The sequence below is a fragment of the Streptomyces sp. NPDC053432 genome (genome assembly GCF_055585365.1).
Map to the genome: position 1 here is coordinate 16,673 of NZ_JBVJKF010000010.1, position 17,075 is coordinate 33,747.

The window sequence follows — 17,075 nt, forward strand, 5'->3', positions numbered from 1 at the left end:
CCCCCTCGCGTTCCGCTCGGGGGCCCGGTTCCGCCTCCGGATCAGCCCGCGGTGTTGATCATCGAGGCGGCGGCGTACGTCAGGTACTTCCACAGCTGCGCCTCGTGCTCCGGCGCGAGGCCCAGCTCGTCCAGCGCGACCCGCATGTGCCCCAGCCAGGCGTCGTGCGCCGCCGAGTCAACCTGGAACGGGGCGTGCCGCATCCGCAGCCGCGGGTGGCCGCGGTGCCGGCTGTAGGTGCTCGGACCGCCCCAGTACTGCATCAGGAACAGCGCGAACCGCTCCTCGGCGGGGCCCAGGTCCTCCTCCGGGTACATCGGGCGCAGCAGCGGGTCCCCGGCGACCCCCTCGTAGAAACGCCGGACCAGGCGGCGGAAGGTCTCCTCACCGCCCACCTGCTCGTAGAAGGTCTGCTCCTGAAGCGCGCCCTGCGGAATCTCATTCACCCGACCATCGTCTCAGACGCCCGGACGGAGGTCCGGGGCCCCAGGACCCATCCCCGGACCCGCCGCCCGCCCCGCGGTCGCCTCCGGGGCGCCCGCGCAGCACAGTGGAGACATGGGCGCACACACCTCACGCACCACCGCGGTACGGGACCTGCGGGAGACCGCCCACGCCGCGCAGGTGCGGGAGCTGACCGCCGCCGGGGTGCTGGAGGACCCGCGCTGGCGGGCCGCCTTCGCCGCCGTGCCCCGGGACGTGTTCGTGCCGTACTTCTGGACCGGCCGCGGCGCCGGACACGAGCGGCTGTGGGCCGAGGACCCCGACCCCGAGCGACGGGCCCGCTGGCTGCGCGGCGTCTACGCCGACACCCCGCTGGCCACCCGGCTGCGCGACGGCCGCCTGGTCTCCTCCAGCAGCCAGCCCTCGCTGATGGCGAAGATGCTGGCGGCCCTGGACCCGGCCGACGGCGACGACGTCCTGGAGATCGGTGCGGGCACCGGCTACAACGCCGCCCTGCTGTGCCACCGCCTCGGCGACGAGCACGTCACCACCGTGGACCTGGACGAGGAGATCACCGAATCCGCCCGGACCCACCTGGCCCGGCTCGGCTACCACCCGACCGTCGTCACCGGGGACGGGGCGCGCGGCTGCCCCTCCCGGGCCCCCTTCGACCGGATCATGGTGACCTGCACGCTGCCGATGATCCCCGTGGCCTGGCTCGGCCAGTGCCGGCCCGGGGCGCGGATCCTGGCCCCGCTGTCGACGGGCCTGATCGCCCTCACCGTCCGCGACGCCGGCTTCGCCGAGGGCCGCTTCCTGCACACCCCGGCCTATTTCGTCCCGGTGCGCGGGGCCACGGCCGCGCCGCCGCCGCCCACCGGGCTCGTGGAGGGGCACGGGCTCCCGTACGAGATGGTCGAGAACGAGCGCTTCCAGTTCATGCTGGTCCTGACCGACGGCGTGCTGCACCCCCGCGAGGCGCTGGACCTGTGGCGCCGGGAGGACCGGCCGGGCCGTGAGCGCTTCGGGGTCACCGTCAGCACCGAGGGCCAGTGGTCGTGGCTGGACGATCCCCAGGGGCCCTACGTCTGGCCCCTGGGGGACGGCTGAACCGGCTGCCGCGGCGGCCGTCGGATCAGCGCCGGCGGGATCAGCCCCGACGGATGGTGATCGTGGTCCAGGCGCCCACGTGGACGCGGTCGCCGTCGGCCAGCGGTACCGGCACGTAGGGCTGGATCGGCTCCTCGCCGCCGTTGATGGTGGTGCCGTTGGTGGAGTTCTGGTCCACCACCGCCCAGCTCTGGTCGGGCTGCTGGACGAGCACGGCGTGCGCGTGCGAGACGCCCGGGTCCTCCGGGGGCACCGACAGGTCGATGTCGGGCGACTCACCCGTGGAGGCCCGGCGGCGGCCGATGGTGATCTGGCCGCCGGAGAGCGGCAGGTGCTGCTCCGGGGAGTAAGCGGGAAGGTTGAGCCCGGCCGCCTCGGGGCCGCTGCGCTGCATCATCGCCATGAAGTACGAGCGGTCGGGGCCGATCGTCGCGGTCCAGGCACCGGTCTGCGCCGGGAACGCCTGCTGCGCGGACTGCTGCTGGTACTCGTGCTGCGGCGGCACCTGGTGCTGCTGGTACTCGTGCTGCGGCGGAGTCTGTGCGGCCTGCGGCGGCGCCGGGGGCGCCTGCTGGTACTGCTGCTGCGCGGGCTGCTGGTACTCCTGCGGCGCCTCGTGCGCGGGCGGCGACAGCATCCAGTCGTCGTCGCGCTGCAGCGGCTCGGCCGGCCGGTTCACCCGGGACGGCCGCGAGCCCTGGTACTCGAAGTGGTCCTGCGCGTACGCCGGCGGCGCCGGAGCGGGCGGCGGCGGCGGAGGAGGAGGCGTGGCGCCGGTCCGGGGACCCGGCCCGGCGGTGGCCGACCGCGTCAGGAAGTTGTACCGGCACTCCTCGCAGAACGGGGCCATGGCCTCGCGCGGGGTGCGGCACTGCGGGCAGAGCTCGGCCTGCATGGTCGCGGCACCACCGGTCGGGGGGAAGCCGTAGCCGTAGGACGGAGCCGCGGGCGGTGTCTCCTGGGCCGCCATGCGGTGGCCGCACACCTCGCACCAGTCGTCGGCGGCGGACTGGTGCCCGTTCGGGCAGGTCGGCATGACGGCGCTTCCCCCTTCTCCTCCCCGCGGTCTTCCGCCGCGGGTCTTCGCAGGACTTCTCAGGTCTTCTTCACTCGGACGGTCTGCGTCGAGCGCGTTTCGAGGGTCATCTCGTCGGCGTCGGCGACCTTCGCTTTCAGCCGCACAGTACCCGCCACCGCATCCACGACATCCACCACCTTCGCCAGAAGCTTCGCGGTGTCGGCGTTTCCGGACGCACCGGCCAGCTGTACGGCGCGTCCGAGCTTGGCCGTCGCGCCGACGACATCACCCAGTTTGCGCGCCTCGAGGCCCTGCTGGATAGCCTGCGCCAGCTCCGCCTGCCCCGTGTAGTGCGCGACCTGCGGGTTCATGGCCGTGGACGCGGCCAGATCGTCCGTCCACACCGCCCGTACGAGCCCCTGGGCGAGCGTGGTGACCGGTTCCCCGGGCGCCGACCCGGGGAGGACGAGCGAGGCGCGGGCCGCCAGCATCTCCTGGCCCACGGAGGCGGCCGGGACGCGGACGCACACGTGGTACTCGCGGGACTCGTCGCCCCACGAGCCGGTCGGGTAGTCGCCCGCCCGCGGCCCGGCCTCGGTGCGGCGGCCGGTCAGGTCCTGGACGGTCGGCGCGACCTGCTTCACGTACTGGATCTCCACGCCGACCGGGGTCCACAGGCGCAGCGCGACGTCCGCGACCTCCTTGCCCATGACGTTCTCCATCATGCGCGTGAAGTCCTCGGCGAGGTGCGCCGGATCGGCCACGATGTCGGCGGAGCCGAGGAGCGCGCTCGCGATGCCGGTGACCTCCTTGACCTCCCAGTCGGTGCCCACCCCGCGCGCGTCGCAGGTGAAGCGGCCGGCGCAGGCGTCGAGGGTGGCCCGGAGCACGGCCGGCTCCTCGTGCTCGTTGCGGCCGTCGGTGAGCAGGATGCCGTGCCGGATCGCGGCGGTGGAACCGCGCAGCAGGCCGTCGGCGAGCCGCAGCCAGGTGCCGATGGCGGTGCCGCCGCCTGAGCTCAGCCCGCGCAGGGCCTCCTTGGCCCGGGCCCGGGTCGCCGGATCGGCGACGGCGAGCCGGCCCTGGCCCGGGTAGACCTCCTTGGCCACGTGCGTACCGGCGACCACGGCGAACGAGGTGCCGTCGCGCAGGGTGTCGATCGCGGCGGCCGTGGCCTCGCGGGCACCGCGCATCTTGTCCGGCGGGTACTCCATCGACCCCGAGCAGTCGACCATGATCACGACGGCGGCGCCCTGGGCGACGCTCGTGCGGGTGACGGCGGCACCACCGGTGGCGGTCACCGTGACGATGGCGTGCACTTCCTGCCCGCCCACCGGGAGGAACTCGTTCTGGTACACCTCCACACCGAAGCGCGGGGCGCTCGGCTTGGCGAAGTTCGCCATCGACTGGACTCCTTGAGGGGTCGGGCTCGGGCTCGGGCGGGGGACGGCGGTCGGCCGTCGGGACGGCGTCTGGACGGGCGGTCGGGGCGCGCGCGGTCGGGGCGCGCGGAGGGCGGGTCAGGCCTGGGGGCGCGCTTCCGCTTCCGTATCTGTCCCGGACTCCGCTTCCGCATGCCCCTGTTCCGTTGCCCGCGCCGGCGCGGGCGCGGCGAACGGGACCACGGCCACCGTGACGTTGTCGTGCCCGCCCCCGTCCAGGGCGTGGCCCACCAGGACTTGAGCACTGTGCAGCGGGCGGGCGGCGGCGTCCGCGGGAAGCACCTGGGCCATCTCCCGCGCGGACTCGGCGTAGTTCCACAGGCCGTCGGTGCAGACGACGACCACGCCGGGGTGGTCCGGCTTGAAGGTGGCGGTGTGCGGTTCGAGGTCGTACGCATCCGCCCCCAGCCAGCCGGTGATGGCGTGCGCACGGACGTCGGCGTACGCCTCGGCCTCGCCCATCAGGCCCGCCGCGACCATCTGGGCGGCCCAGGAGTCGTCCTCGGTGAGGCGGCGCGGGAGCGCGGCCCGGTCGTCGGGCACCCAGTACGCGCGGCTGTCGCCGACCCAGCCGATGGTCAGCAGACCGCTGCCGACGACGGCGCCGACCAGGGTGCAGGCGGGGGCGTTCTGCGCGCCGGGGACCTCGGGGGCCAGCGCGTTCACCGCGGCCGCGGCGGCGAGGATCGCGGCGTGCATGGCCTCCTGCGGGTGCGCGCCGCGCGGGAGCGCGTCGAGCAGCGCCTCGTTGGCGGCGCCCGCGGCCGCGGCCGACGCCTCGTCGGGTCGGCTGGCGGAGGAGACGCCGTCGCAGACGATGGCCACCGTGGCGGTGGAGCCGTCGGGCAGGGCGGTGGCCGCCACGGCGAACGAGTCCTCGTTGCGGTGGTGGCGCAGACCGCGGTCGCTGACGGCGGCGACGCTGCCGAGCTCCTCCTCCAGGTGGTCCCGCTCGCGCGGCTGGGCGTGCCCGCAGTGCTCGCAGTACCCGTCGGTGTCCACGTGGCCGGCGCGGCAGGCGACGCAGGTCTTGCCGGGGCCGGGGCCGGTGCCGGTGCCGGTTCCCTGCGGGGCGTCGGCGTACGGGTCCTCGTGCTCGGCGCCGCCGGCCTGGTGCGACGGTTCGTGCGGGGCCTCGTACGGCGCCTGGTACGGGGCTTCCGCGCGCGGCGCTTCTCCGTACGGGCTGTCGGTCGCACCCCGGGTGGTGCCCTCCGCGGGCGTGGTCCCGTCCGGCCGGGCGGAGCCGCCGCCGGAACCGGAAGGCTCCCACGGGGCGCCCGCCGGGGGCGTGGTGCCGCCGGGTACGTCGTACCTGGCCTGCGGCCCTTCCGGCGCGCCGCCGTGCGCGTGCTCGGCGGTGCCGCCCGGGGCCCACACCTGCTCCGCCGGGGCGTCGACCAGGGTCGGTGCGGCGGAGGCCACCGTGCCCCAGCCGGGGGCCGGGGAGGCGTGACCAGCCGGGGCCGGCACGGCGGGCGGAGCCACGGCCGGCGCGGCCGGGGCCGGGGGCGCCGCCTGTGCCGCCGTGGGGGCCGCGGCCGGTGGCGCCGGTGGGAGCTCGATCGTCGGGCGGTCCGCGGACGCCGCCGGAGGAGGGGAGGTGACGGCGTGTCCGCAGACTCCGCAGAAACGGTCACCCTCCTCCAGGGGTTCCGCGCAGCTGGGGCAGCCCGACGGCCGATGCATCGACATCACTCACACCCACGTCCGGGGACGGAAACGGTTTGCCCGTTCCACCAGTTCGATCCTCTCCTCGCCCCGCTGCGCCAGCCGCGCGAGTACGCGGTACGAGCGCTCGAGCCCGAAACGCAGGCCCCGCTCGTCCAGTTGACTGCCGAGCAGCGAGGTCCGGCCGGGGTCGGAACCCCGGCTACCCGACAGTACCCAGTCCAGGGCCGAGCCCAGAACTTCGGTGGCGAGCCGTTCGTGGCGCTCGGGGTCCAGACCGAACCGCCGCAGCGCCTCCACCTGCTCCGCGGCGGCCGTCAGATCGGTCAGCAGCGGCTCGTGCGGGGACCGGTCGCGCAGACGTGCGCGTACGGCCGCCACCCGCGCGGCGGTGTAGTGGATGGACGCCTCCGGCACGGACTCCAGCGTGAGTACGGCCCCGTCCCGGTCGCCGGCCGCGAGCTGGACCCGCGCCAGACCGAAGGCGGCGCTGACGAAGCCCGGATCGGTGCTCCACACCAGGCGGTAGTACTCGGCGGCGTTGTCCAGCTGTCCCAGCACCTCGGCGCACAGCGCGAGGGCCAGCTTCGGCGCGGGCTCGCCGGGGAAGGCGTCGTAGATCGCGTCGAAGGAGAGGGCCGCGATCTCGTCGTCCCCGGTGGCGAGCGAGGCGATGCCGCGGGCCCAGACCACGCGCCAGTCGTCCGGGTGCAGTTCCTCCAGGTCCGTCAGCGTGCGTGACGCCTCCGGCAGTTCGCCCAGTTCGAGGTGGGCCCGCAGGCGGCGCAGCCGCAGCTCGGCGGAGTCGGCCGGCGCCGCGCCGAGGGCGGCGAGGAGCTCGCCGGGCGCGGAGGCCAGCAGGCCGGCCAGGAAGCCGGCGTTGGGATCGCCGGCGTCCACGAGCGGCACGGGCAGCGCGAGTGCCGTCCCGCGGGCGTCGAGCCCTCCCGCTCCCACGGAGGGGGCCGGCGCCAGGGCCACCGCCACGGGCGGGGAAGCCGGTGCGGGCACGGCGGCCGGAGCCTGCCGGGGCGCCGGCACCGCCGCCCCCGCGACGTGCGTGGCGGTGGTTCCGAGTCCCCCTGCGGTCGCCGCGACGCCTCCGGCCGGCGCCCCGCCGGGCACGGGCCCCCACGTACCGGGTGTCCCCGTGGGGCCGGCCGCCCCCGGCGCGGCGACGCCGCCGGGCGCGGCAACGCCCCCGGGCAGGGGACCCCACGTACCGGAGGCCCCCGGAACCTGCGGGGTTCCGCCGGGCGCGTGGGCCCCGGCCGGGCCGCCTGCCCACGGTCCGGGGGTGCCGTGGGGCGGCGGGGCCGCAGTCGCGGGCAGCGGGGTGCCGCCCGCCGGGGTGGCGGATCCGGACGGGTGCGCGGCCGTGCCGGAGGGTGCGCCCGGGACCGGGGCTGCCGCGGGGAGTGCGGCCGGGCCGCGGCCCAGGAGACCGGCGAGACCGCCGCCCCGCCGGGAGGCGAACGGCCGGGAGGACGCCTCGCGCAGGCCCAGGAGGGACACCGGCCGGTCCGCCGTGTCCGTGAAGAGCTGGGTGTCCGGGACCCGGGTCTCGGGGCCGAACAGCGTCGACAGCTGCGGCCGCGGCCGCCCCGTCTGGAGGGCGACCACCTCCCGCAGCACACCCGTCAGCTGGTCCGCCATCTCCTGCGCGGACGCGAACCGCCGCCCGGGGTCCGGGTCGGTCGCCCGGACCAGCAGCCGGTAGAAGGACTCGTACCGCTGGAAGACCTCGATGTGCTCCGGGTCCGGGAGCGAGTCCACGAAGATGTTCGTGTACCCCTGGAAGTCGAAGGTCAGCACGGCCAGCGTCCGCGCCACCGTGTACAGGTCGGAGGCGACCGACGGCCCCAGCTCCGCAACCTCCGGCGCCTGGTAGCCCACCGTGCCGTAGATCGCCGACTCGTCGTCGTCCATCCGCCGCACCGCGCCCATGTCGATCAGCTTCAGCTGGTGCTGCTGCTGGATCGCGTTGTCGACCTTGAAGTCGCAGTACAGGAGATTGCGGCTGTGCAGGTGCCCCAGCGCCTCCAGCGCCTCGATGCCGTACGCGCACGCCTGCTCCACCGGCAGCGGATCGCGCCGCCCGTCCGGCCGGCGCCGCTCGTTCGCGATCTCCTTCAGCGATTTGCCGCCGACGTACTCCATGACGATGTACCCGTCCAGCGAACCCGTCCGCTGGTCCAGGTGCTCCACGAAGTTGTAGATCCGCACGATGTTGGAGTGCTCGATCTCCGCGAGGAAGCGCCGCTCCGATATCGCGGCCGCCATCGCGTCCTGGTCCCCGGTGTCCAGCAGGCCCTTGAGCACCACCCACCGGTCCGAGACCGCCCGGTCCACCGCCAGGTACACCCAGCCGAGCCCGCCGTGCGCCAGGCAGCCCGCCACCTCGTACTGGCCGCGCACCACGTCACCCGCGTGCAGCTTCGGCACGAAGGAGTACGGGTGCCCGCACTTGGTGCAGAACCCTTCCGTCCGGCCGGGCCGGTCACCGCGCGCCCGGCCCACCGGGGCCCCGCAGTCCGAGCGCGAGCAGAACCGCTTGCGCTCCGGCACCTCGGGATTCTCCAGGACGGCCGTCGAAGGATCCGGCCGCGGCACCTCGGGCACCTTGACCAGCCCCGCACCGAGCCGGTTGCGCCCCGACGCCGAGACGGACCGGCCCGTGCTGCGCACCGACACCGAACGGGTCGACGCGGCCCCCGACAGGGAGCGCGACAGCCGCCCCGACACCGAGCGCCGGGACGAGGACGAACGGGAGGAGCGGGAGGAGCGCGCCGAGGTCGACACCGAGGACGAGGAACGGGAGGACCCGGAGCCCTGCGACCCCTGCGACCCCCGGGATCCGGACGAGCCCGCCCCGCCCCGCGCCGCGCTCGTCATGGCCGTCGGCGGCGACACCAGCTCCTCCGCGCCCGCCAGGGCCGCGCCCAGCGGCGCCAGTCCGCAGGTGTCGCAGTACAGGTCGCCCTCGCCCATGTCCTCGTACGTCCCCGGGCAGCCGGGGCGCAGGCACGCCGTTCCCACCAGGCTCATGCGCCGTCCTTTCCGGGAGTCTCCGCGGGCCGCAGGGCCTCCGCCGTCGCCTGCTGGTAGCGCAGGACGGCCTGCTCGGCGGCGCGCAGATCGCAAGGAGCGCTCCACAGCATCCGCCGGGCCGTGTCGTACCGTTCCATCAGCAGAGGGTCCTCCGCCATGCCGTGCCGTGCCACCTTCGCCTTGTACGCGTCCAGCCGCCCGCGCAGCTCCGCCCGGACGGCCAGTGGTGCCGTCACCGCGGTCAACGATTCCCGGGCCCTGCGCAGTTCCTCCTCGGCCCGTTCCTCCAGCGACTCCAGCAGCGGCGAGAGCCGGTGCCAGCGCGCGTGGCGCCGGTGCTCGGCCGCCGCCGCGAGCTGTTCCTGGAGCACCGTGGGCGGGCCGCTGACCGCCGGGACCTCCGAAGCGGCGATCTTCGCCAGCACCTCGCCGCGCGCGGTCCGCGCCTCCGACAGGGTCCGGTCGGCCCGCGAGAGCACGTCCCGCAGGCTGATCAGCCGCTGCTCGGCGTCCTGCCGTACGTCCAGCACCGCCTCGACCTCACGGCGCACGTCCTCCAGCGCGAGCGCGGCCCGGTCGTAGCGGGCGGTGTCCGGACGGCCGCCGCCGGGGGCCGCGCCGCCCCCCGCCGGCTGCCAGAACGCCAGCGGGTCGGCGATCACCCGGGCCCGCAGCTCGGTCAGTTCCGCGGTGATGTCCTCCAGGTCGTCGCCCGACGGGTGCTCCCCGGGGCGGACGCCCACCGAGTGGGCCAGCGAGCGGGTGCGGTGCAGTTCGGCGGCGAGCAGGTCGATGCGGGCGGGCAGCGCCGACCACACCGCGTCGGCGGCCACCACCACGTCCAGCGAGCGCGCGTACAGGTCGTTCATACGGGCCACCAGCTCGGCGAGCGAGAGCCGCTCAGCGAGCGCGGCGCCCTCCGCCGCGGCGCCGGCGATCAGCACGCCGGGCCCGCGCAGCCGCTCGGTCAGCTCGACGAGGTCCTCGCGGTTCGGCCAGCGCCGCCGCTCCCGGATCTGCCGGGCGGCGGTCAGGGCCCCGCTGTAGGCGTCGAAGTACGTCCACAGCCGGGTGATGTCGGCCTCGGCGGCCGCCCAGCGCTCCCGGGTGAGCCCGGTGAGCGCGGCGCCCTCCAGCAGCCGGCGCCCCGCGTGGTCCTGCAGCGCGAGCAGCGAGGTCTCCACCGCCTCGTGTTCCGCGCCGAGTCTGGCCAGGGCGCGGTCCACGCCGTCCCTGTCCATCACCGCCGATCCGCCTTCCACCGACAGTGCCTCCACCGATCGCCCCTCTCGTCCCTCCGTGCCGGAATCAGCCGCCACCGTTCTCAGCCGTCCCGGTACTTGGGGGCCGGCGGCGCGGTCACCCCGGGCAGCACGGGCTCGAGGTGCTTGCGGTAGGAGACCATCCACGGGCTGTTGGCGCCGCCCGCGCGGTAGCCCTCCAGCACGTTGTTGACGCGGCGGACCAGGTCGGAGGCGTCCTTGTTCATCGCGACCCCGTAGAACTCCCGGGTGAAGGGGGAGCCGACCAGCCGCACGGAGGGGTCCTGCGCGGCCTGGCCGGCCGCGAGGGCGTTGTCCGTGATGATCCCGTCGACCTCGCCGAGCTGCAGCCGGACCAGGCAGTCCAGCTGGTTGGGCACGGTGACCGGCGCCGCGCCGTACGACTGGGCCTTCAGGGAGGCCTCCGCCGTGGAACCGGCGGCCACGCAGATCTTCTTGTCCTTCAGCGAGGTGTCGTACCCGGTGATCGGCGAGCCCTTGGGGGCCAGGACCTGCTGTCCGGCCTCGAAGTAGGCCGTGGAGAAGGCCACGTCCTCCAGCCGCTTGCAGTTGATGGTCATGGTCCGCACGACGATGTCGACGCGGCCCTCCTGGAGGGCGGGGATGCGCTGGCTGGTGGGGATGGCCCGGTAGATGACCGCCTTCTCGTCGCCCAGTATGTCCTTGGCGATGGCCTTGACCAGGTCGATGTCGAAGCCGTCCAGGCGGCCCTGGTCGGACGGGTCCCCGGGGCCGGTGCCGCCGGTGGTGGTCTGGTTGCGGTAGCCCCAGCGGAAGCTGTTCTGGTCCACGCCCGCGACGAGCTTGCCGGCGGCCTTGATCCGGGCGATGGCCGCCCCGTCCACGGTGGACGGGCGCAGGCTGGCCTCCGGGTCCTGGCAGGTGTCGGAGGGGGCCGCCGGGGCCACCGCCATGGAAGCGGGCCCCCGGTACACCCCCGGGCGGCCGGAGTCCGGCGCGGCCTGGGTCAGCGGCAGCAGCACGGCCGCGGCCGTCATCGCGCACGCGGCGGCCATGGCGGTCACCCCGCCCCACCCCCGCAACCGGGTCCGCGTTCCCCGCGCCGCCCGCGGAACGGGGAAGGGTTCGTCCGGACCACCGCCGTAGTACACCTCACCGCCCCCGTGACCACCCCGCCCGCCGCTGCGGCCACCGGTACCGGAGTACCCGCCGTGTCCGCTCCCGGCTACGCCGTGTCCGCTGCCCGCGCTGCCCGCGCCCGTGTGACCGTCCGCGGACTCGGCGGTGCCGGGGCCGGCCGGGTCCTGCGGAGCGTCGCCCGAGCCCGCGGCAGCGCCCGCGGCGAGCGGGCCGTGGGGTGTACGGCCCTCGAAGCCCTCGGAGACCCGCCTCGCTCGTATCCGCATCGCGCTCACCTGTACTCCGAAAGCCTGCGCCCGATACCGAGCAGCGCCGCCACCGCACCGGCCACCGCCAGGGCCGCCGAGCCCGTCAACAGACCGCCCAGCGCGCCGAGCCCGTCCCGCGCGGCCCGGGTGAACTCCTGCTGTTCGTGGGCCACCGCCTGCTCCAGGGAGGCGTCCACCGTGTCGAACGCCGCCCCGCTGGTGTCCTTGTGCTGCGCGTCCCCGACGACCTGCGTCAGAGCGGACTCGAAGTCACCCTTCAAGTCCGCCTCCCGGGCCGCCGCGTGCCGCTGCCGCCACTGCTCCGCACCTGCCACCGCGCGGCTCACCGGCTCCCGGCCCGCCTCGTCGTCGGCGAGCCGCAGCGCCGTCGCCAGCCCGGAGTCCAGCTGCTTCATGTTGGAGGTGAACTCCACGTCGTACTTGTCGGACTTCTTGTCCTCGGCCAGCACGGCGCCCCGCGCGACCAGCGTCAGGTTCTCCCCGGCCCGCGCCTGGAGCGAGGCGATGCGCGCGTCGTTCAGCACCTTCAGCGACTCCTGCCCTTCCGACCGGGCCGAGCTCAGGTCCGACCGCGCCACCGTGTGCCCCACGGCCAGCCACAGCAGGACCACCACCGACGCCGCCGTCGCCGCCAGCAGCCCATGGTTGAAGACCCGGTTCGTCCGACGGTAGTTGCGCCGCTGCGCCCACACCAGGGCGGCGAGCGCGACCAGGCCCAGTCCGAGCGAGACCAGCGGCCACGCGCGGGCCTCGTCGTAGTCGGTGTACAGCCGGCCCGTCTCCGACTCGTAGAGCCGCTGCGCCGCGGGCAGCAACTGCGTGGTCATCTGCTCGTTGGCGTAGCGGAGGTAGGCGCCGCCCAGCGGCATGCCCTGCCGGTTGGTGGCGCGGGCCTGCTCTATCAGACCGGTGTAGCGCGGCAGCTGCTCGCTCAGCAGGGCGATCTGGGCGCGGGAGTCCTCGTTGCCGCCGGTGTTGGCGGCCGCGTTCACCAGCAGTCTGGAGGCGTTGGCGATGTCCTTCTCGTAGCGCTGGCGGACCTCGCGGGGCTCCTGGGCGCCCAGCAGGAAGCCGCTGGAGGAGGTCGTGTCGGCGTCCGCGAGGGAACGGTAGATGCTCGCCGCGTCCGCGCTCAGCGGCTGGCTGCGGCCCACGACGTCGTCGGCGGCGGCGGACCGGCCGGAGATCTCCCACACGCTGACCACGCCGAACAGCAGTACCAGGGCGGCCAGGGCGGCGCCGATGATCCGCAGCCGTCCCGGCTCGGTCACCGCCGCCGCGCGCAGCCGCTCCACGCCCTCCGCCCAGGCGGTGCCCCGCCCCGGCGGCGCGCCCGGCGGAGGTCCCGACGGACCGGCGGGCGGCACGGAGACACCGCCCCCGGGCGCGGGTGCGCGTGATGTGATCGCCACCGTGACCTCCCCCTCGGTCCTGTCCACTGTCCGGAGCAGTATGGCGTCAGTGCCGGCCGGTCACACCACCCGGTACTCCATCCCGGACGGTCTGCCCCCCGGCCGCGCCCGCCACCCCTTCAGTGTCAATACGCACGCGAGACCGCCACGGTTCCAGATGCGTGCCCTCCAGGAGCCGGTTCACCCGAATCGGGCACCGGAGCGGGCGTCCAGCGGGGCCCCGAAGTGCGCGCGGAGCCTCGCGTACGCCGACGGCGGCGCGCCGAGGGCGTCCAGGCCGAGGAGGGCGGCGCCCAGGACCGGCGGCGCCGTGATCACGCGCATCCGTGCGAGCGGGGCCCGTTCGGCGAGGCCCCGGGCGACGCGTTCGTTCAGCTGGGGGTGCCGGGCCGTCAGCACCCCGCCGCCCAGCACCACCGGGACCTCGCGGTCGAGGAGTTCCAGGCGGCGCAGCGCCACCGTCGCCATGGCCACGACCTCGTCCGCCTGCCGGTGCACCAGCGAGGCCGCCACCGGGTCCCCGGCGGCCGCCACCGCGAACAGCACCGGGACCAGTTCGTGCCGCCGCCCGCCCGGGATCCGGCCCAGGTGCAGAGCCTCGATCAGGTCGTACATCGAGGCGTGCCCGAAGTGCGCGGGCAGGGCCAGGGCCAGTTCCGTCCGTTCGCCCCGGCCGTCCTCGGCGCGGGCCGCGAACCACAGGGCCTCCTCGGCCAGTCCGCCCCCGCCGCCCCAGTCCCCGGAGATCCGGCCGAGCGCGGGGAAGCGCGCGGTGCGCCCGTCCGGGGTCATCCCGACGCAGTTCACCCCGGCCCCGCACACCACGGCCACCCCGATCGGCTCCTCCACCCCGGCCCGCAGGATCGCGAAGGTGTCGTTGCGCACCTCGGTGGCCGCGCCCCAGCCGCGGGCGCCGATCGCCTCCGTCAGCTGCCGCTCCTCCACCGGCAGGTCCGCGTTGGCCAGACAGGCCGACACCTGCGCCGCGTACGGGGATCCGGGCCCCGCCGCGGGCAGACCCGCGGCCCCGGCCGCCGCGGAGACGGCCTGTCCGAGGACGTCCACCGCGGCCTCGACGCCGGAGCGGGGAGGCTGGAAGCCCCCGGAGCGGCCGGTGCCGAGCACCGTGCCGTCGGCGGCGATCAGCGCCACGTCGGTCTTGCTGTTGCCCGCGTCGATCGCCAGTACGGAAGGGAGGGTCAGGCCCACGCCAGGTGCTCCTCGTTGTGCGCGAGGAGCCGGTCGGTGAGCCCCTCGGCCAGGTCGTACTGCCCGACCAGCGGATGCGCGAGCAGGGCCCTGAAGACCCGCTCGCGGCCGCCGCGCAGGGCCGCGTCGAGCGCGAGGTCCTCGTACGCCGTCACGTGCGCGACCAGTCCGGCGTACAGCGGCTCCAGCCGGGGCACGGGCAGCGGCACCGGGCCGGCGGCGGTGACCCGTGCCTGGACCTCGATCACCGCGTCGTCGGGGAGGAACGGCAGGGTGCCGTCGTTCCGGGTGTTGACCACCTGCACGGGCGACCCCCCGTCGCCCAGCAGGGCGGCCGCCAGGTCCACGGCCGCCTCCGAGTAGAAGGCCCCGCCGCGCTGGGCGAGCAGCGCCGGCTTCTCGTCCAGCGCGGGGTCCGCGTACAGGGCGAGCAGTTCCCGCTCCATCGCGGCCACCTCCGCGGCCCGCGACGGGCCGGCGCCCAGTTCCCGTACGACCTCGTCGTGGGCGTAGAAGTAGCGCAGGTAGTACGAGGGCACCACGCCCAGCCGGTCCAGGAGCGCGCGTGGCAGGTGCAGCTGGGCGGCGATCGACTCCCCGTGCTCCGCGAGCAGCCGGGGCAGCAGGTCCTCGCCGTCCGGCCCCCCGAGACGTACGCCCCGCTCCCAGGTCAGGTGGTTGAGGCCGACGTGGTCGAGGTGGACGTCCCCCGGGGCCACGTCCAGCAGGGCGGCGAACCTGCGCTGGAAGCCGATGGCCACGTTGCACAGCCCGACGGCCCTGTGCCCGGCGCCGAGCAGGGCCCGGGTGACGATCCCGACCGGGTTGGTGAAGTCGATGATCCAGGCGGCCGGGTTGGCCCGGCGCACCCGTTCGGCGATGTCGAGGACCACCGGGACGGTCCGCAGCGCCTTGGCGAGCCCGCCCGCCCCCGTGGTCTCCTGCCCGACGCAGCCGCACTCCAGCGGCCAGGTCTCGTCCTGGAGCCGGGCGGCCTGCCCGCCGACGCGCAGCTGGAGCAGGACCGCGTCGGCCCCGTCGACGCCGGCGTCGAGGTCGGCGGTGGTGGTGACCCGGGCCGGATGGTCCTGCCGGGCGAAGATCCGCCGGGCGAGGGCGCCGATCAGCTCCAGCCGTTCGGCGGCGGGGTCGATCAGGACGAGCTCGGTGACGGGAAGGGTGTCGCGCAGCCGTGCGAAGCCGTCGATCAGCTCGGGGGTGTAGGTGGAACCGCCGCCCACCACTGCGAGTTTCATCAGTCGTCAGCCTTTCACGCCGGTCAGGGTGACGCCTTCGACGAACGCCTTCTGGGCGAAGAAGAAGAGGACGATCACCGGGGCCATGACCAGTACGGTCGCGGCCATGGTCAGGTTCCAGTTGGTGTGGTGCGCGCCCTTGAAGGACTCCAGCCCGTAGCTGAGGGTCCAGGCGGCCGGGTTGTCCGAGGCGTAGATCTGCGGGCCGAAGTAGTCGTTCCAGGCGCAGAAGAACTGGAACAGGGCGACCGCCGCGATCCCCGGTTTCGCCATCGGCAGGACCACGCGCAGCAGGGTGCGCACCTCCCCGCAGCCGTCGACGCGGGCGGCGTCGAGGTACTCGTCCGGGATGGTCAGCAGGAACTGGCGGAGCAGGAAGATGGAGAACGCGTCGCCGAACGCCATCGGGACGATCAGCGGCCACAGGGTGCCCGACAGGTCGAGCTGCTTCGCCCAGAAGAGGTACATCGGTATGACCACCACCTGCGGCGGCAGCATCATCATGGAGATCACGAGCAGCAGCGACAGCCGACGCCCGCGGAAGCGGAACTTGGCGAGCGCGTAGGCGACGGGCACCGAGGAGACCACGGTCAGCAGGGTGCCGAGCCCCGCGTACAGCAGGGTGTTGCGCCACCAGGTCAGGAAGCCCGGGGTGTGCCAGACCGTGGCGTAGTTGCCCCACTCCCAGGTGTGCGGCCACAGGTCGCGGGTGAGGGCCTGCCGGTCGGCCATCAGGGAGGTGAGCAGGAGGAAGACGAAGGGGAGGACGAAGAACAGGGCGGCGGCCACGCCCAGCGCGTGCACCCCGATCCAGTGCAGGACGGCCCTGCGGCCGCGTGCGCCCGCGGCGCCGGCCGCGCTCACGCGTCCGCTCCGAGCAGTCCGCCGCGGCGGCGCATCAGGAGCGCGGTGAAGGCCATGGAGAGGGCGAACAGCACCAGGGCGATGACGCAGGCGGAGCCGTAGTCGAAGCGCTGGAAACCGGCGTTGTAGACGAGCTGGGGAAGGGTCAGGGTGGACTTGTCGGGGTAGCCCGGCTCGAACTGCTGGCCGGAGCCGCCGATCACCCCGGCCGCCACCTTTCCCGCCACCAGCGGCTGCGTGTAGTACTGCATGGCCTGGATGACCCCGGTGACCACGGCGAACAGGATGATCGGCGCGATGTTGGGCAGGGTGATGTGGCGCAGCCGCGCCCAGGCCCCGGCGCCGTCCAGCTCGGCGGCCTCGTACTGCTCCTTCGGTACGTCGAGCAGCGCGGCCATGAAGATGACCATGAGGTCGCCGACCCCCCACAGCGCGAGCACGGTCAGGGCGGGCTTGGACCAGTCCGCGTCCGTGAACCAGCCGGGGGTGGGCAGGCCGGCCGCGTCCAGGAGGGTGTTGGCGGGGCCGGTGCCGGGGTTGAGGAGGAAGACGAAGGCGAGGGTGGCGGCGACGGGCGGGGCCAGGTAGGGCAGGTAGAAGAGGGTCCGGAAGATCCCCGCACCCGTCTTGATCTTCGTGATGAGCAGGCCGACGCCGAGGCCGAAGACGACCCGGCAGGAGACCATGACCGCCACCAGCCACAGGGTGTTGCGCATCGCCGGCCAGAACAGCGGATAGTCCGAGAAGACGTAGCTCCAGTTGTCCAGGCCGTTGAAGACGGGCGGCCGGAAGCCGTCGTAGCGGGTGAAGGAGAAGTAGACGGTCGACAGCAGGGGGTAGGCGAAGAAGAGGCCGAAGCCGATCAGCCAGGGGGACATGAAGGCCGCGGTGCGCAGCGCGGAGCGGCGGCGCTTGGAGCGCAGCGGGTTCGTGGTGGTCATCTGG

13 protein-coding genes are annotated in these 17,075 nt (G+C 74.6%); 1 reads left to right on the plus strand and 12 read right to left on the minus strand.

Annotation, left to right across the window (positions count from 1 at the left end):
* Window positions 1–41: 41 nt before the first annotated feature.
* Window positions 42–446 (minus strand): globin, encoded by a 405-nt coding sequence (locus tag ACZ6Y1_RS18200; RefSeq protein ID WP_469630059.1) that lies wholly within the window; start codon window positions 444–446, stop codon window positions 42–44.
* A 112-nt stretch (window positions 447–558) separates the two neighbouring features.
* On the opposite strand from ACZ6Y1_RS18200, the gene ACZ6Y1_RS18205 reads away from it, so the two are divergent.
* A complete protein-coding gene (locus tag ACZ6Y1_RS18205) occupies window positions 559–1,554 on the plus strand; it encodes a methyltransferase domain-containing protein (protein WP_469630062.1) in 996 nt (331 codons plus the stop codon).
* A 40-nt stretch (window positions 1,555–1,594) separates the two neighbouring features.
* On the opposite strand, the gene ACZ6Y1_RS18210 is transcribed toward ACZ6Y1_RS18205, so the two are convergent.
* The 11 genes from ACZ6Y1_RS18210 to ACZ6Y1_RS18260 all read right to left on the minus strand — a co-directional run bounded on the left by ACZ6Y1_RS18210 (window position 1,595) and on the right by ACZ6Y1_RS18260 (window position 17,071).
* A complete protein-coding gene (locus tag ACZ6Y1_RS18210) occupies window positions 1,595–2,590 on the minus strand; it encodes an FHA domain-containing protein (protein WP_469630065.1) in 996 nt (331 codons plus the stop codon).
* Between the two features lie 59 nt (window positions 2,591–2,649).
* On the minus strand, window positions 2,650–3,975 hold the full coding sequence (locus ACZ6Y1_RS18215; RefSeq protein WP_469630068.1) for a VWA domain-containing protein: 1,326 nt from the start codon (window positions 3,973–3,975) through the stop codon (window positions 2,650–2,652).
* Between the two features lie 117 nt (window positions 3,976–4,092).
* On the minus strand, window positions 4,093–5,487 hold the full coding sequence (locus ACZ6Y1_RS18220) for a PP2C family protein-serine/threonine phosphatase (RefSeq protein WP_469630071.1): 1,395 nt from the start codon (window positions 5,485–5,487) through the stop codon (window positions 4,093–4,095).
* Window positions 5,488–5,712: 225 nt separating this feature from the next.
* Window positions 5,713–8,733 carry a tetratricopeptide repeat protein gene (locus ACZ6Y1_RS18225; protein ID WP_469630075.1) on the minus strand — a complete coding sequence of 1,007 codons (3,021 nt, stop codon included), beginning with the start codon at window positions 8,731–8,733 and terminating at the stop codon, window positions 5,713–5,715.
* Entirely contained in the window at window positions 8,730–9,977 is a 1,248-nt protein-coding gene (locus tag ACZ6Y1_RS18230; RefSeq protein ID WP_469630679.1) for a hypothetical protein, read from the minus strand. The genes ACZ6Y1_RS18225 and ACZ6Y1_RS18230 overlap by 4 nt, the downstream gene beginning before the upstream one ends.
* An 83-nt stretch (window positions 9,978–10,060) precedes the next feature.
* Window positions 10,061–11,035, minus strand: a complete 975-nt coding sequence (locus ACZ6Y1_RS18235) for a glutamate ABC transporter substrate-binding protein (protein ID WP_469630682.1) — start codon at window positions 11,033–11,035, stop codon at window positions 10,061–10,063.
* Between the two features lie 356 nt (window positions 11,036–11,391).
* Window positions 11,392–12,801: a hypothetical protein gene (locus tag ACZ6Y1_RS18240; protein WP_469630078.1), complete on the minus strand. Its 1,410-nt coding sequence runs from the start codon at window positions 12,799–12,801 to the stop codon at window positions 11,392–11,394.
* Between the two features lie 180 nt (window positions 12,802–12,981).
* Window positions 12,982–14,004, minus strand: a complete 1,023-nt coding sequence (locus ACZ6Y1_RS18245) for an N-acetylglucosamine kinase (RefSeq protein WP_469630685.1) — start codon at window positions 14,002–14,004, stop codon at window positions 12,982–12,984.
* Window positions 14,001–15,266 carry a 6-phospho-beta-glucosidase gene (locus ACZ6Y1_RS18250; RefSeq protein WP_469630081.1) on the minus strand — a complete coding sequence of 422 codons (1,266 nt, stop codon included), beginning with the start codon at window positions 15,264–15,266 and terminating at the stop codon, window positions 14,001–14,003. The genes ACZ6Y1_RS18245 and ACZ6Y1_RS18250 overlap by 4 nt, the downstream gene beginning before the upstream one ends.
* A 6-nt stretch (window positions 15,267–15,272) precedes the next feature.
* Window positions 15,273–16,130 carry a carbohydrate ABC transporter permease gene (locus ACZ6Y1_RS18255; protein ID WP_469630084.1) on the minus strand — a complete coding sequence of 286 codons (858 nt, stop codon included), beginning with the start codon at window positions 16,128–16,130 and terminating at the stop codon, window positions 15,273–15,275.
* Window positions 16,127–17,071 (minus strand): carbohydrate ABC transporter permease, encoded by a 945-nt coding sequence (locus ACZ6Y1_RS18260; RefSeq protein ID WP_469630087.1) that lies wholly within the window; start codon window positions 17,069–17,071, stop codon window positions 16,127–16,129. The genes ACZ6Y1_RS18255 and ACZ6Y1_RS18260 overlap by 4 nt, the downstream gene beginning before the upstream one ends.
* Between the last annotated feature and the right edge of the window lie 4 nt (window positions 17,072–17,075).